Here is a 15,701-nt window from a genome sequence, read left to right as displayed (position 1 = left end):
ACGCGGATGGGCCCGACCGCCGGGATGCAATCTGCTGGATATAAATGACGGAACCGCTTATGCGGTAAGCAAGGTGATTGTTTGGAACGCTCGCAAGTCAGGCCAATGAAGGCAATTTCAGGCACCAATCTCGAACAGGCAAAATCGCACAACCGACGCGTCGTGATCGAAGCGGTCCGGACGAATGGACCGTTGTCGCGGGCGGCCCTCTCCCGGTTGACGGCGCTCAGCACGCAGACGGTATCGAACATTGTCGAAGAACTCGAACGGTCCGAGTTGCTGAAGGCCGAAGCCCCGAAGAAGGCGGCGCGGGGACAGCCGATCACGCCCTACTCGATCAATCCGGACGGTGCCTACTCCATTGGCCTGGAGCTGGAGCGGGATCGTGCGGTTGGCGTGCTGACCGATCTTTCCGGACGTGTCCGTGCCAGGATCGACAAGCCCGTCGACAGGCCGACGCCGACCGAGGCGATGCCGATCCTCGGCGGTATCGCTGACGAACTGCAACGGAACTTTCGCTTCGATCGCGCCCGCCTGCTGGGTGTCGGCATCGCAATGCCGGGGCGGTATGCGGCCGAAGGTGTGACATCGCTGAGCCCGGTGACGCTTCCCGGCTGGCAGGGTTTCCCCGTGGCCCCGGAACTTGCCCGACTTGTTGGTGTCCCGGTTCTCGTCGAGAACGATGCCACCTCTGCTGCGATCGGCGAGCGGCTCCACGGCGTCGCTCGGGGCTTGAGCAGCTTTGTCTATCTGTTTCTCGGCGGTGGTATAGGGGCCGGCATGTTTCTCGACGGCCATCTCTACAAGGGAAGCCGCAACAATGCTGGCGAAATCGGCCATATGATCGTGGTGCCGGATGGGCTGGCCTGCGTGTGTGGCAAGCGTGGTTGCCTCGACCGCTATGTCTCGCTCGGCGCGGCCTACGAATATCTCGACATTGGCGACCCCAGACAGCACGATCCTGAAACTCTTGCCGCCTTGATCGCGCAAGGGGACAGTCGGATTGATGCCTGGGCAGAAGCTGCCGCGAAGCCCATGCGTCAGACAATCGATGTTCTGGAATTGGCCTTCGACCCGCAGACGATCGTGCTTGGCGGTTCGATGCCCCCGTCACTGCTGCAGCGCCTCGCTCGTCAGCTGGATCCGTTGCATACCCCGGTCAATCCCGGGGAGGAACGAAACCTGCCGCGCATCATGATCGGTGCGACCGGCAGGGACACGGCGCTTCTGGGCGCCGCGGCACTGCCGATCTTCTCGGAAACGAACCCGCAGTTCGATGTCCTTCAAAAACCTCTGGGCTGACAACCTCACGGATAGGCGTACAGGACCGGCATCAATCCCGCGACTGCCTTGAAGCGCTCCCAGGACTTGTCCGCGGGCTTTGTCCAGGCGCTCTCGGCAAGTGCCGAGATCCGCGGAAACACCAGGCGGTCAAAGACCGCGCGATCGGTCATCGGCTCCGACCAGATGCAGGCCTGGATGCCACGCAGCTTCTTTTTCTGCTCCTCGCTCCAGCCTTCGACCGGGTCGAAATTGTAGAGCTTCTCCGGCTCCGACCACCCGGCCCAGCTGGCGCCCGGCTCGTCCCAATCGGGGCTGTTTGCCATGTCGAGATAGTAGACCTGCCCAGGGCAGACGACCATTTCGTAGCCCTGACCGGCGAGCGCCGCCGAAACTTCGACACTGCGCCAGCCGCAGAGATAGCTCTTTGCCTTGTCGATGACATTGCCATGCGCTGCCTCTTCCCAGCCGCCGGTGATGCAGCCCTGCTCGGCGAGGAACTTCTGGATCCGGGCGAGGAAAATCGATTGCAGAACCGCGGCTCCCGATCCGTCTATGTCGTCGGCGCCGTGAGTATTGGTGATGACGTTGAGCCGCTTGGCATGTGCTTTGGCCACTGCATCTCCGCCAATCTCGCGCAGACGCGCCAAGGCCTCCGGCGAACCCGACCAGGCGCCGAGGGGCACTTCATCGGCGCCGATATGGATCGTCTTGAAGGGAAAGAGCTCGATCAATTCGCGGAAGATCGTTTCCAGAACCTCGTAGGTCTTCTCGCGTGCCGGGTTCAGGCAGTTGTCGGGGAAGCCCTGAACCGAATGGTAGCTCCCGGCTTCTTGCGGGTCGCGAAGTTCCGGGATTGCCTGTTGCATGGCATAGCAATGTCCAGGGACATCGATCTCCGGCACGACCTCGATGCCGAGCTCCTTGGCGTGCGCGACGATCTCGCGTACGGCCGCCTTGGTGTAGTAACCACCGGTGCGGGCCGCGCCAGAGCCGAGAAGCGGCGGAATGGGAAGGCCGTGTCCCCGCCAGGCGCCGACTTCGGTCAGGGCAGGATAGGCGTCGATCTCGATCCGCCACGCCTCGTCGTCCGAGAGGTGCCAATGGAAGCGGTTGACCTTGTTCCAGGCGAGAATGCTGAGCAGCTTCTTGATTTCAGCCTTGCCGTAGAACTGACGGGCAACATCGAGATGAAGGCCGCGCCATCCCATGGATGGCTCGTCGCGGATCTCGCCTTCGACCGGAAAACGGAAGGCGTGCGGATAAAGGAGCGCACCACGCCAGACCTGGCCAAGCGTGATCAGGCCATAGAGCAGGCCGGTCTGTGTGCCGGCGGAAATGTGTACGGTCTCGCTCGAGAAGGACACGCGATAGGCTTCTGGCGCCAGGCCCTCGACGACGTCAAGCATCACGGGCATTCCGCCTTCCGAGGCAGGACGAACGATCCCTTCGACCGCAAAGAGCTGTTCGACGAGGCCGGTAAAGGCAGCTGCCGCCGCAATGGCCGGGGGATTGCCGGCATTGAGCGCAAAGCCGGGAGGAACCGAGCGCTTGCCTGATACCGACACCACGTCAGGCCACGGGACGATCGCGACAGGCACAGGCGGATTGACCGGCACGGGATAGATTTCTGCGCCACGCTTCAATGGGGCATTGTTGGCAAGCGAGCGGGTCGGCTCGACAGATAGTGCAAGCGTGCCGCCGTCGGCGAACGCCACATAGGCACCGGTTGCCCCATCCGTCCAATGCTGGAACGGCCAGCTGAGAGCGGAGATGGTCAGCGTCCAGGTCTTGCCCGCCTCAAGCTCGAAATTCTCGGGCGGAAGAAATTCGGTGAAATTTGATAGCCGGCGGCCGATCGTGCCCCCCTCGATGTGAACAGCCGGATCCACCCGTCCCGGACCGCTGATGCAGAGGGTGAAGTTGGCAAGGGAATTCGATGAAAGGTTCTTGAGGTTGAGCGTGTAGGCCTGGTCTCGTTCGTCCGAAGCGGGCAGCCATGAGGTTTCGAGCCGCAGGGCGGGTTGGCGCTGTATCGACATCATCATCTCTTGATAGGGTTAGGGACTATGTTGTTCCGATTTGATCAATCAATTTGATTTAATCAGCTTGCGTTGGCGATCGTCAATCGGCAGAAGGAATTATTGCGGGCCCGGCAACGGCCCGTGTGCCAGGCGCCACGAAGGGACCGTCACCCGCTGCAAGTGGTGAGATACAACTTGCGGCGTGTGATATCGTGATGTCGGTTAGACCGGCTTTGCCGCGTCCGGATGGGCAGCCTTGAACGCCGGCAGTGCGTTGCACGCGTCGACAATGCGAACGACGCGAGGAAACGCCGACATTTCGATACCCCAGCGACGGGCGTTGTAGACCTGCGGCACCAGGCAGAAATCGGCCATCGTCAGTGCGTCTCCAAATGTGTAGCGACCGGTCGTCGGCTCATCGAGCATCTGTTCCACCGCGTGCAGTCCGCTGCCGATGAACCTGGTCATCCACTCGGCTCGGGCGCCCTCCTCGCCAGTCAGGTGAGCGACGTGCGAGACGACATTAAGGTTGCAGATCGGATGAATATCCATCGCAACGGCATAAGACAGCGCCCTCACCCGCTGCCGCCCCACGGCGGTGTCGGGCAGGAACCCGCTTTCGGGATAGGTCTCGGCAAGGTATTCGATGATGGCCAGGGATTGGGTGAGCGTGTGTCCGCCGATGCGCAAGGTGGGGACCAGACCCTGGGGATTGATTTTCAGGTAGTCAGGATCCTTGTGCGCCAAGGCAAGCAGGTCGATCGGGACGGTCTCGAAGGCAAGCCCCAGCACATGAAGCGCGATGCGGACCCGGTAGCTGGCCGAAGAGCGCCAGTAGTCGTAGAGCACGATCCCGGTCATTGCCGCTCGTCCCCGGCGTAGCGTCGTACGGTCTGCTCGATCGCGCCGAAAATCGATGCACCGTGCTTGTCCTTCATCTCGATGCGAACCCTGTCGCCGAAGTGCAGGTAAGGCGTTTTGGGGCCTCCGTGCTCAATGGTCTCGATCATTCTGATCTCGGCGATGCAGGAATAGCCGTCTCCGCCTTCAACGATCGGCTTGCCGGGGCCGCCGTCACGCTTGTTGGAAACCGTGCCTGAACCGATGATCGAGCCTGCCGCCAGCGGGCGTGTTTTCGCCGCGTGCGAAACGAGCTGTCCGAAGTCGAACGTCATGTCTCTGCCGGCGTTGGCGCGGCCAAACGGAATGCCGTTCAAGCTGATGAGCAATGGAAGATGGACCCTGCCGTCCTTCCAGGCGTCGCCGAGTTCGTCCACTGTCACGGCGACGGGCGAGAAAGACGACGAGGGTTTCGACTGGAAGAAGCCGAATCCCTTGGCGAGCTCATCGGGAATGAGACCGCGCAGCGACACGTCGTTCACGAGCATCACGAGCCGGATTGCTTCATGTGCCTGCCGAGACGTTGCGCCCATCGCAACATCGTCGACGATAACGGCAACCTCGCCTTCCATATCGATGCCGAAGCGCTCATCGGCGGCAAGGATCGGGTCGCAAGGGGCGAGAAAGTTGTCGGAGCCGCCTTGGTACATCAGGGGATCGGTCCAGAATGTCGTCGGCAAGTCGGCATTCCGGGCCTTTCGCACCAGCTCGACATGGTTGACGTAGGCCGATCCGTCCGCCCACTGGTAGGCGCGTGGCAGTGGGGAATGCACATGGCGCGGATCAAAGGGCTCGGATGGCACTGAGCCGGCCTCGAGGCTTTCGGCGAGGCGGGTAAGTTTTGGCGCGGTTGCCGGCCAGTCGTCCAGCGCTGCCTGCAGGGTGCGGGCGACCTCGCCCGCATCGGCAAACTGTGTCAGGTCACGGGTGACGACGATCAGCCGGCCGTCGCGCGAACCGTCTTTGAGCGTGGCAAGTTTCATGTGATCCTCCGCGTTCGCGCCTACTTGATGCCAGGCGTCCCATCGAAACGGCGCTCCAGACCATCCCAGCAATCAATATAGTCATCCTGCAGCGTCTCCAGTTCCGCGGCGTATCTTGTCAGCTGCTGCGGGAAGCGCGTCTCGAACATGAACGCCATCGTGTGATCGAGCTTGACCGGCTTCAGCTCGGAGTTGGACGCTTTTTCGAAGCCGGAGGCATCCGGCCCATGTGGCAGCATCATGTTGTGCAGGCTCATTCCTCCTGGGACGAAGCCCTTTTCCTTGGCGTCGTATTGTCCATGGATCAGCCCCATGAACTCGCTCATGATGTTGCGGTGATACCAGGGCGGCCGGAACGTGTGCTCGGCAACGAGCCAGCGGGGCGGAAAGATCACGAAGTCGACATTTGCCGTCCCTTCTTCGCCACTCGGCGCCGTCAGGACCGTGAAAATCGACGGGTCCGGGTGATCGAAGAGAATGGCCCCGACCGGGGAGAAAGTCCTTAGGTCATATTTGAAGGGGATGTAGTTTCCGTGCCAGGCGACGACGTCGAGCGGCGAGTGGTCGATCTCGGTCACATAGAACTTGCCGCACCATTTCACATGCACGCGGCACGCCGTCTCCTTGTCCTCGAAGGCGGCGACCGGCGTCTTGAAGTCGCGGGCGTTCGCCAGGCAGTTGGCGCCGATCGGTCCACGATCCGGCATGGTGAACTTCGCTCCGTAGTTTTCGCAGATGTAGCCGCGCCACTCGGGCCCGTCGCCGAGACGTGAAACCTTGAACATCATCCCACGGGGGATGAGGCAGATTTCCGCCGGTTCGAGCTCCATGACGCCCATCTCGGTGAAGACGCTGATGGCGCCAAGTTGCGGAACAATGAGCAGTTCCCCGTCGGCATTGAAGAAATAGTCATCCACCATGTCCGCATTGAAGGCATAGGCATGCGCGGCCATCCCGACCTGGGTCATGACGTCGCCGGCTGCCGTCATCGTTCGGATTCCGGCAAGAAAGTCGGCGCTTACCACTGGAGCCGGGATCGGATCCCAGCGCAGTTGACCAAGTGGCAGGGAGTGATCGTCGAGACATGGCGCCGATTTCCAGAAGGGGTAGCTCGCATTGGCGAAGCGGCGCGTGTGGCGAACGCTTGGCCTGATGCGATAGAGCCAGGAACGCTCGTTTGTTCCTCTCGGAGCCGTGAATGGCGAGCCGGACAGCTGCTCGGCATAAAGGCCATAGCTGCATTTTTGCGGGCTGTTCTGGCCCTGCGGCAATGCCCCTGGCAGCGCCTCCGTCTCGAAGTCGTTGCCGAACCCCGGCATGTAGGCCAGCATGCTGGTCTCCGCCCGCGCACGGGAACCTGGTGCTTCGGTGGTGTCCATGCTTGCGTCTCCTCCGTCTATATAGTTACAAACGTAACCGTCGATTTTGTAACTATCAAGGAGCAGCCATGGAGAGTGGATTTGAGCTCGACGGCTTCATTCCCTACCGGCTCAATCGGGCGTCGGAACTCATCAGCCTGTCATTCGCGCGCCAGTACAAGCAGGAGTTCGATCTGACCCGGCCCGAATGGCGCACGCTTGCCGCACTCGGCAGTGTCGGCGCAATGACGGCAAAGGACATCGGCGCCCATTCACACATGCACAAGACCAAGGTGAGCCGGGCCGTCCATGCGCTTGAGCAGCGCCATTGGCTGAAGAGAATTCCGAGCTATACAGACAGACGTTTCGAAGAGATCGAACTCACGGCGCTCGGGCGCGAATACTACCGCAGGATCACAGTCCTTGCGCACAAGTACCAGGAGACGGTATGCCTGAAGCTTGGCGAAGAGGCGATCCGCCACCTCGACCTCGCGCTTTCGGCGATCGAGGCTTCCGCAGGACTGCGGCGCAAATCGAAATGAATCTATGAGCCGCTGAGCGGGTAGCCTTCGAAGTGCTTCAACGTGTTGAGCACGATCGAGGTTTTCACGTGCTGGACGGATTCGTGCGGCAACAGAACGTCGTTGACGAACCGCGAAAGGCCCGACAGGCCGCGCGTCGCCACCTTCAGGTGATAGTCCATCTCGCCCGTCAGCGCATAGGCCTCCAGGACCTCTGGCAGGCCGTTGACCAATTGCTGAAAGCGGCGGGCATTGTCGCGATTATGGGTTGCCAGCGTGACCGAGATGACGACCAGCAGATTGAGCCCCAGCCTGTCCGGATCGAGATTTGCCTGATAGCCGCGAATGAAGCCCTCTGCCTCCAGCCGCGTTCGCCGTCGCGAGCATTGGGAGGCCGAGAGGCTGATGCGTTCGGACAGTTCGATATTGGTCAACCGTCCGTCTCTTTGAAGTTCGGCGAGGATCTTCAGGTCGAAACCATCCAGCTGCTCAGACATTGTACGATTATCTCGTCCTATGCACATTCCGTGCGGATATTTGGCCATAAGCCACCACAATGCAAGCACATTGCACAAGGACAGGTCCATAATTTGCATCCAACTGGCTACAGCCTCAGGAGGAGCAAATGGGCCCCTATCCGCACGACGCACCGCCGTCTCAGATCACCGTTGACAATCCTGCCGGCACGGACGGGTTCGAGTTTGTCGAATTCGCACATCCAGCGCCCGAGAAGCTGGCGGAACTGTTCGACCGTATGGGATATCGCGCCGTCGCCAGGCACAAGAGCAGGAACATCACGGTCTGGCGTCAGGGCGACATCAACTACATCGTCAATGCCGAGCCGGGCAGCCATGCCATGCGCTTCGTCGAGGATCATGGGCCCTGCGCGCCGTCGATGGCGTGGCGTGTCGTCGATGCCAAGCATGCCTTCGACCATGCCGTTGCCAGGGGCGCGACACCCTACGAGGGCAAGGACAAGACCCTCGACGTGCCAGCGATCGTCGGTATTGGCGGCTCGCTTCTCTACTTCGTGGAGCGCTACGGCGCGAAGGGCTCGGCTTATGATCTCGAGTTCGACTGGCTGGCCGAGCGTGATCCGCGGCCCAAGGGTGTCGGCTTCTTCTATCTCGACCACCTGACCCACAACGTCTATCGCGGCAACATGGACAAGTGGTGGGACTTCTATCGCGAACTCTTCAACTTCAAGCAGATCCACTTCTTCAATATTGACGGCCGGATCACGGGGTTGATGAGCCGTGCAATCACCTCTCCCTGTGGCAAGATCCGTATTCCGCTGAATGAATCGAAGGACGAGACCAGCCAGATCGAGGAGTATCTGAAGAAGTACAGAGGCGAAGGCATCCAGCACATTGCCGTCGGTACCGACGCCATCTACGAGGCGACCGACAAGCTTGCCGAAAACGGCCTGCGCTTCATGCCGGGTCCTCCGGAGACCTACTACGATATGTCACGCGAGCGCGTTCATGGACATGACGAGCCGATCGAAAGAATGGCCAGGCATGGCATTCTGATCGACGGCGAAGGCGTGCTCGACGGCGGCACGACGAAGATCCTGCTGCAGATCTTCTCGAAGACGGTGATTGGTCCGATCTTTTTCGAGTTTATCCAGCGCAAGGGCGACGAAGGTTTCGGCGAAGGCAACTTCCGGGCGCTTTTCGAATCGATCGAAGCCGACCAGATACGCCGCGGTGTCATCAAGCCCGCTGCCGCCTAGCGGAAATGAACTTGTGAATTAGTGGCCGTCTGGGGCAACAGCCTCCGGCGGCACTGTTTCCAGCAGGTTCTTGCGATGGAAGATGAACAGGCCGGCGACGACGATGATCGTGCCGCCTGAGATCACATAGAGATCCGGAACGTCGCCGAAGAACAGATATCCGAGCGCAATCGCCCAGATCAGAAGGCTGTATTGAAGGAGCGCCAGCAGGGATGCCGGGGCGAGCTTCAGCGAACGCGTGATCAGGAGGTGCGCACAGGATGCAACGACGCCGAGGGCGAGCATGCCGGTGAGCTCGACCGGGCTTGTTGGCTGCCAGGCGCCGATGGAAAGCACCGCCCCGACGACGAGTGCGGCGACCATCTGCCAGGTAACAAGGGTCGTGTCACTGGTGTTGCGGAGGTATCGGTTGAGCACCAGGGCCATCGAAAAGGACAGGCTGCCGACAATGCCGAAAAGTGAGGGCAGCGACAGCATCGCCGAGGACGGACGCAGCGCGATCACCACGCCGCAGAAGCCGACGAAGACTGCCAGCCAACGACGCCAGCCAATCCGTTCGTTGAGGAAGAAATGCGAGAGCGCGGCGACATAGATCGGTCCGGCCATGTAGAAGGTCATGACGTCAGCGAGCGGCAGGTAGGCGACGGCGGCGTAAAACAGGCCGACATCGACTGTTGCAAGGAGCACGCGAAGAAGCTGCAGCCCCTTCTGCTCTACCCTGAACAGTTGGGCTGGGCCCTGCCTGGCAATCAGGGGTCCCAGGACGATGAAGCATCCGAGCGAGCGGATCAGCAACACCTGGCCGACAGAGAAGCTTGTCACGAGCCACTTGCCCATCGCGTCATTGAGCGCGAAGAGAAAGTCCCCGAGAAGCATCAGAACAACGCCCAGTAGCACGAAGTTCTTGAGGCCCGTCGCGGTAGGCTGCGGTTGCATGTCGGAATTCCTGTTGCCGGTCGCCGCATCGCGGCAGCCGGGGGCGTCGCGCATATCAGCGGGAGTGTCAAGCCACGGCAGAGGGCTATTCGGTCTTGCCGCGCAGCATTTCGATGATTGCAGAAAAATCGCGTGCGCCATTCCCCTGCTTCTCAAAGAGCGCATAGAGCTGAGAAGCTTCGGCGCCGAGCGGCGTCGAGGCGCCGGTCGACAGTGCCGCCTCCTGCGACAGGCGCAGGTCCTTCAGCATCAGCGCGGCCGCAAAACCAGGCTTGTAGTCATTGTTCGCGGGCGATGTCGGAACCGGTCCCGGGACAGGGCAATAGGTGCTGATCGACCAGCATTGTCCCGACGAGGTCGAGGCGACGTCGAACAGCGCCTGATGCGAAAGACCGAGCTTTTCGCCAAGGGCGAAAGCTTCGCAGACGCCGATCATCGAGATGCCAAGGATCATGTTGTTGCAGATCTTCGCTGCTTGCCCTGCGCCCGCGTCCCCGCAATGGACGATTTTCCTGCCCATGGCTTCGAGGACCGGCTTTGCCTTCGCAAACGCCTCGTCCGATCCGCCGGCCATGAAGGTCAGTGTACCTGCGGCCGCCCCGCCGGTGCCGCCGGACACAGGTGCATCGAGGGAAAGGCAACCGGCATTGCTTGCCATTGCGTGCGCCTTGCGGGCGCTGTCGACATCAATCGTCGAACTATCGATGACAAGCGTCCCGGCGGGGATGGAGCGAAGGATGTCAGTCCAGGCGCTGAGCACATGCTTGCCCTGCGGCAGCATCGTCACGACGATCTCGGCGTCCGAAACAGCCTGGCTGATATGGCCTGCCGCCTTCACCCCGTGCTCTTCCGCAGCCTGCAGGACGGGGGCGGCGAGGTCAAAACCGGTGACTTCATGGCCAGCCTTGACGAGGTTGGCGGCCATCGGTCCGCCCATGTTGCCAAGCCCGATGAATGCAATCCGTGCCATGCCGTTCTCCTATCTGTTGTCCGCCAGGATCATCGCAGCTGCCTTTTCGGCGATCATGATCGTCGGCGAATTGGTATTGCCCGACGTGATGGCCGGCATCACGGAGGCGTCTGCAATCCGGAGCTTCGCCAACGCCCGGAACCTGAGGCGAGGATCGACGACACTTTCGCGATCGGAACCCATCCGGCATGTTCCGACAGGGTGGAAAATCGTCGTGCCAATATCCCCGGCTGCCTGCGCCAGTTCCGCGTCCCTTTGGTAATTCGGGCCAGGCCTGAACTCCTCGGGCCGGAACCGCGCAAAGGACGGCTGCGCGACGATCTTCCGTGTCATGCGTATCGCGCGAATAGCTATGTCGCGATCTCGTTCGGTCGAGAGATAGTTCGGACTGATCGTCGGCTGGAGAGCAAAATCCGGGCTCGCCACATGGACCGAACCGCGACTTTCGGGTCTGAGGTTACAGACGCTCGCGGTGATGGCAGGAAAAGGGTGAACTGGATCGCCGAACTTGTCGAGCGACACCGGCTGCACATGGTATTGAAGGTCCGGTGTCTCCTTGTCGGGGCCGGAGCGGGTGAAGATGCCAAGCTGGCTTGGCGCCATTGCCATCGGCCCTGAACGTCTGATCAGATATTCCAGGCCGATCTGAGCCTTGCCGATGAACCTTGTTGCCTTCTCGTTCAGCGTCGCAACGCCGGTGACCTTGTAGACCATACGAAGCTGCAGGTGGTCCTGGAGGTTCTCGCCGATGCCTTTTACCTCGGCAATGACCTCCACGCCCGCGCTTTTCAGCACCTCTCCTTGGCCCAGACCGGACAGCTCCAGGATGTGTGGCGAACCGATCGCGCCCGCCGCGAGGATCGTTTCCCTCGTCGCGTAGGCGCGCTTCGTGGTGCCCGCATGCTGATAATCGACGCCCGTGACAGCGCCATCCTCGATCAGCAGCCGGCGCGCCTGCGCCTTCGTCAGAACTGTCAGATTGCCTCGCCGCATGGCCGGGCGCAGGAAGGCCTTGGTCGTATTCCAGCGGATGCCGGACCGCTGGTTGACGTCGAAGTAGCCTGATCCCTCGTTGTCGCCGGTGTTGAAGTCGGGCGTTTCCGGAATGCCGGCTTCCCTGGCGGCGGCCTGGAACGCATCGAGTACCGCCCAGCGAACGCGGGCTTTTTCCACCCGCCACTCGCCGCCTGTTCCATGCATCTCGGTCTCGCCGCGATAGTAGTCCTCCGATTTGCGGAAGAACGGAAGCACGTCGTCCCAGCCCCAGCCCGAGCATCCCATCTGCCGCCAGAGATCATAGTCGCGTGCCTGGCCGCGCATGTAGATCATGCCGTTTATCGAGGATGAGCCGCCGAGCACCTTGCCGCGCGGATAATTGAGGGCGCGCCCGTTCAATCCCTGCTGCGGAACCGTCGTGAAGCACCAATCGGTGCGCGGGTTGTTGATGCAATAGAGATAGCCGACAGGAATATGGATCCAGTGGTAATTGTCGCTGCCACCGGCCTCCAGCAGCAGAACGCGCGTGTTGTGATCCTCGGACAGCCGGTTGGCGAGAACGCAGCCGGCGCTGCCGGCACCAATGATGATGTAGTCGAAGCGATCCATGCAAATGCCACCCCGCAGGTTAGCGGCGGTAGACGAAGCCAAGCTTCCGACCGAGACGCGACGCATAAAACTCGCCGATGATGCCGCGGCGGAAGATCAGCACGCAAACCATGAACACCACACCTGTGATGATCGTCACCGGGAATTCCGATGTTGCAAGGTAGTTTTCCAGCGTGACGACAAGGCCCGCGCCAAACAGCGGACCGATCAGGGTACCAATACCGCCAAGCAGGGTCATCAGGATCACCTCGCCGGACATCTGCCAGGCGACATCGGTCAAGGTCGCGAACTGGAAGACGAGGGATTTTACTGCCCCGGCCAGGCCCGCGAGTGCCGCCGACATAACGAAGGCGCCCAGCTTGTAGCGCGCGACGGAATAACCGAGCGATATCGCCCGCTGCTCGTTCTCGCGGATCGATTTCAGGATCATGCCGAACGGCGAATTGATGAAGCGCCAGATAATCAGGATGCCGACGACGAAGACGGCCAGCACGAAATAATACATGTTGGTCGAACTACTGAGATCGAGGACGCCGAACAGATGACCGCGCGGCACGGACTGGATACCGTCCTCGCCATGCGTGAACGCCGCTTGCAGGCAGAAGAAGAAGAACATTTGCGAGAGGGCAAGCGTAATCATCGCGAAATAGATACCCTGACGGCGGATCGCGAAGAAACCCATGACGAGGCCGAGGATGGCAGCACCTGCGACGCCGACCAGGATGCCGAGTTCCGGCGAAAACCCCCATTCCTTCACGGCATGGGCGGTAAAATAGGCAGCCCCGCCGAAGAAGGTCGCATGACCGAACGACAGCAGGCCGGTATAGCCGAGCAGCAGGTTGAAGGCGCAGGCAAACAGCGCAAAGCACAAGAGCTTCATCAGGAAAATCGGGTAGAAGAAGAACGGCGCCAATAGCAGGAGCAGCAGGCCGATGATCAGGAATGCCGCCTGTACCGATAGCGCGGTGCGGCTTTTTTCCGGACGGATTGTTTCGGTGATCTCTGTCATCGTCAGGCATCCCGGCCGAAGAGGCCCGCGGGCCTGATGAGAAGAACAATTGCCATGATGACGAAGATCACGATGTTGGACGCCTCCGGATAGAAGACCTTGGTCAGGCCTTCCGCGATGCCGAGTACATAACCGGTGATGATCGCGCCCATGATCGAGCCCATGCCACCGACCACGACGACGGCGAACACGACGATGATCATGCTGGAGCCCATCAACGGCGACACCTGATAGATCGGCGCGGCCAGTACACCCGCAAAGGCTGCAAGACCGGCTCCAAGTGCGTAGGTCAATGTCAGGAGAACCGGCACGTTGACGCCGAATGCCTGGACGAGCGTTGCATTCTCGGTGGCGGCCCTGAGATAGGCGCCGAGCTTTGTCTTCTCGATCAGGAGCCAGGTGCCGAGGCAGACCACAAGCGACACGACGACCACCCAGCCGCGATAGATCGGCAGGAACATGAAGCCGAGGTTGACGGCGCCGGCCAGGGCAGCGGGTTGCGCGTAGGGTTGGCCGGATGAGCCGTAGAGGTAACGGAAGGTGCCTTCGACCGTCAGGGCAAGACCGAATGTGAAGAGCAGCCCGTAGAGTGGGTCCAGATCATAGAGCCGACGGAGGAACAAGCGTTCGATCACCGCGCCGGCCAATCCGACGATCACGGGGGCAAGGATCAGCGATGGCCAGTAACCTATGCCGGCATAGGCAAGCAGAAGGTAGGCGGCGAAGGCGCCGAGCATGTATTGCGCGCCGTGCGCGAAATTGATGACGCGCAACAGGCCGAAGATGATGGCGAGCCCGAGGCTCAAGAGCGCGTAGAATGAGCCGTTGATCAGACCGATCAGCAACTGGCCCATGAACGCCTGCAGGGGAATGCCGAAGATCATTGTCATTCAGATCACACTCCCAGAACCTTGTGCAGCGTATCCATCCGCTGGGGCAACTCGCCCACCGGGAACTCCGAAACCATCTGCCCGTGATCCATAAGATAGAAGCGATCGGCGATCCGGCTAGCGAAACGGAAATTCTGCTCGACAAGCAGGATCGTCATGCCCCGCTCCTTCAATTGCCTCAGCACTTCGCCGATGCGCTGGACGATGACGGGCGCCAGCCCCTCCGTGGGTTCGTCGAGCAGGAGCATGCGAACACCGGTGCGCAAAATGCGGGCGATTGCCAGCATTTGCTGCTCACCGCCCGACAGCTTCGTGCCCGCACTGTTGCGGCGCTCGTAAAGGTTTGGAAACAGCTCGTAGATCTCCTCGACCGTCATGCCGCCCGAGGCAACGACTGGCGGCAGCATCAGATTCTCGGACACCGTCAACGTCGAGAATATGCCGCGCTCCTCCGGCACGAAGCCGATACCGCGATGCGCCGTCTTGTGTAACGGCACCTGCATCATGTCCTTACCTGCGAATGTCAGCTTGCCCTTGCGGGTGCGGACGATGCCGGTGATGGTGCGCAGCGTCGTCGTCTTTCCGACGCCGTTGCGGCCAAGAATGGTGACTGTCTCACCCTCGCCGACCCGCATGTCGACACCGTGCAGGATGTGGCTTTCGCCGTACCAGGCGTTGAGCCCCTGGACGTCCAGAAGTGTCGCCATCAGCCCTCCTCCGAGCCCATGTAGGCCTGGCGAACCCGCTCATCGGCGCTGACGGTCGCATAGTCGCCTTCGGCAAGGATTTCGCCACGCTGCAGCACGGTCACATGCTGGCAGATGTTGGCGACGACGGACAGATTGTGCTCGACCATCAGGACGGCGCGGTCGCGCGCCACCTCGCGGATCAGAGCGGAGACGACGCCGACATCCTCGTGCCCCATGCCGGCCATCGGTTCGTCGAGAAGGAGCACTCTTGGATCAAGTGCCAAGGTCGTTGCGATCTCAAGGACGCGCTTGCGGCCATAGGAAAGATCGGCGGCGATGGCGTCGCGCTCCTTGAAGAGGCCGACCTTCGCAAGCAGCTGTTCGGCGCGATCGTTCAATGCGTCGAGTGCTGATAGTGGGCGCCAGAATTGCGTTGACAGCTTGTTGGGCCGTTGCAGCGCCACCCGCACATTGTCGAGAACGCTGAGATGTGGAAACACGGCCGAGATCTGGAATGATCGCACCAACCCCATGCGCGCCACCTTGTCGGGTGCCGTTCTCGTGATATCAGTACCCATCAGCGTGATGGTGCCCGATGTCGGCTGCAGGAACTTCGTCAGCAGGTTGAACACCGTCGTCTTTCCCGCGCCGTTGGGGCCGATCAGGGCATGCACGCTCGCGTCATGGACGTCGAGATCAACATTCTTGACGGCAGTGAAGCCGCCGAAGTCACGACGCAGGCCGCGAGCGGAAAGGACCACCCGCGGCATAGCGTTCGATTGGGTCGCGGAAACCGCCAT

General features: G+C 61.1%; 15 protein-coding genes. 3 read left to right on the top strand and 12 right to left on the bottom strand.

The window, feature by feature from the left end; translation table 11 throughout:
• Positions 1 to 105 precede the first annotated feature (105 nt).
• A complete protein-coding gene (locus IB244_RS00310) occupies positions 106 to 1,302 on the top strand; it encodes an ROK family transcriptional regulator (protein WP_192302712.1) in 1,197 nt (398 codons plus the stop codon).
• 5 nt (positions 1,303 to 1,307) lie between these two features.
• Here the strand turns inward: IB244_RS00310 and IB244_RS00305 are convergent, their stop codons facing one another.
• The 4 genes from IB244_RS00305 to hmgA form a co-directional block, all read right to left on the bottom strand.
• Positions 1,308 to 3,329, bottom strand: coding sequence for a beta-N-acetylhexosaminidase (locus tag IB244_RS00305; RefSeq protein WP_192302711.1), 2,022 nt, complete (start codon positions 3,327 to 3,329; stop codon positions 1,308 to 1,310).
• A 198-nt stretch (positions 3,330 to 3,527) separates the two neighbouring features.
• A complete protein-coding gene (gene maiA / locus IB244_RS00300) occupies positions 3,528 to 4,166 on the bottom strand; it encodes a maleylacetoacetate isomerase (RefSeq protein ID WP_192302710.1) in 639 nt (212 codons plus the stop codon).
• The gene (locus IB244_RS00295) at positions 4,163 to 5,188 is read right to left on the bottom strand and encodes a fumarylacetoacetate hydrolase family protein (protein ID WP_192302709.1); all 1,026 of its coding nucleotides are present in this window, start codon (positions 5,186 to 5,188) and stop codon (positions 4,163 to 4,165) included. The genes maiA and IB244_RS00295 overlap by 4 nt, the downstream gene beginning before the upstream one ends.
• 20 nt (positions 5,189 to 5,208) lie before the next feature.
• Positions 5,209 to 6,567, bottom strand: a complete 1,359-nt coding sequence (gene hmgA, locus IB244_RS00290; RefSeq protein ID WP_192302708.1) for a homogentisate 1,2-dioxygenase — start codon at positions 6,565 to 6,567, stop codon at positions 5,209 to 5,211.
• 68 nt (positions 6,568 to 6,635) lie between these two features.
• On the opposite strand from hmgA, the gene IB244_RS00285 reads away from it, so the two are divergent.
• A complete protein-coding gene (locus IB244_RS00285; RefSeq protein ID WP_192302707.1) occupies positions 6,636 to 7,088 on the top strand; it encodes a MarR family winged helix-turn-helix transcriptional regulator in 453 nt (150 codons plus the stop codon).
• 2 nt (positions 7,089 to 7,090) lie between these two features.
• On the opposite strand, the gene IB244_RS00280 is transcribed toward IB244_RS00285, so the two are convergent.
• Positions 7,091 to 7,564, bottom strand: coding sequence for an Lrp/AsnC family transcriptional regulator (locus IB244_RS00280; RefSeq protein WP_025658357.1), 474 nt, complete (start codon positions 7,562 to 7,564; stop codon positions 7,091 to 7,093).
• A 128-nt stretch (positions 7,565 to 7,692) separates the two neighbouring features.
• On the opposite strand from IB244_RS00280, the gene hppD reads away from it, so the two are divergent.
• The gene (gene hppD / locus IB244_RS00275) at positions 7,693 to 8,802 is read left to right on the top strand and encodes a 4-hydroxyphenylpyruvate dioxygenase (protein WP_018855471.1); all 1,110 of its coding nucleotides are present in this window, start codon (positions 7,693 to 7,695) and stop codon (positions 8,800 to 8,802) included.
• Positions 8,803 to 8,820: 18 nt separating this feature from the next.
• Here the strand turns inward: hppD and IB244_RS00270 are convergent, their stop codons facing one another.
• The 7 genes from IB244_RS00270 to IB244_RS00240 form a co-directional block, all read right to left on the bottom strand.
• Positions 8,821 to 9,738: a DMT family transporter gene (locus IB244_RS00270; RefSeq protein ID WP_192302706.1), complete on the bottom strand. Its 918-nt coding sequence runs from the start codon at positions 9,736 to 9,738 to the stop codon at positions 8,821 to 8,823.
• An 85-nt stretch (positions 9,739 to 9,823) separates the two neighbouring features.
• Entirely contained in the window at positions 9,824 to 10,708 is an 885-nt protein-coding gene (gene mmsB, locus IB244_RS00265; RefSeq protein WP_192302704.1) for a 3-hydroxyisobutyrate dehydrogenase, read from the bottom strand.
• Positions 10,709 to 10,717: 9 nt separating this feature from the next.
• Positions 10,718 to 12,313, bottom strand: a complete 1,596-nt coding sequence (locus tag IB244_RS00260; RefSeq protein ID WP_169680002.1) for a GMC family oxidoreductase — start codon at positions 12,311 to 12,313, stop codon at positions 10,718 to 10,720.
• A gap of 19 nt (positions 12,314 to 12,332) precedes the next feature.
• The gene (locus tag IB244_RS00255) at positions 12,333 to 13,322 is read right to left on the bottom strand and encodes a branched-chain amino acid ABC transporter permease (RefSeq protein ID WP_169680004.1); all 990 of its coding nucleotides are present in this window, start codon (positions 13,320 to 13,322) and stop codon (positions 12,333 to 12,335) included.
• Positions 13,323 to 13,324: 2 nt separating this feature from the next.
• Positions 13,325 to 14,212 carry a branched-chain amino acid ABC transporter permease gene (locus IB244_RS00250; protein WP_025658351.1) on the bottom strand — a complete coding sequence of 296 codons (888 nt, stop codon included), beginning with the start codon at positions 14,210 to 14,212 and terminating at the stop codon, positions 13,325 to 13,327.
• 5 nt (positions 14,213 to 14,217) lie between these two features.
• On the bottom strand, positions 14,218 to 14,919 hold the full coding sequence (locus tag IB244_RS00245; RefSeq protein WP_169680007.1) for an ABC transporter ATP-binding protein: 702 nt from the start codon (positions 14,917 to 14,919) through the stop codon (positions 14,218 to 14,220).
• Positions 14,919 to 15,701 carry an ABC transporter ATP-binding protein gene (locus IB244_RS00240; RefSeq protein WP_113113106.1) on the bottom strand — a complete coding sequence of 261 codons (783 nt, stop codon included), beginning with the start codon at positions 15,699 to 15,701 and terminating at the stop codon, positions 14,919 to 14,921. Before IB244_RS00240 ends, IB244_RS00245 begins: the two co-directional genes overlap by 1 nt.

It is taken from the genome of Rhizobium sp. RHZ02, assembly GCF_014851575.1.
Taxonomy (GTDB): Bacteria; Pseudomonadota; Alphaproteobacteria; order Rhizobiales; family Rhizobiaceae; genus Rhizobium; species Rhizobium altiplani.
Note: the sequence above shows the minus strand (reverse complement) of the source record. Positions and strands in the feature narration are given on the sequence as shown.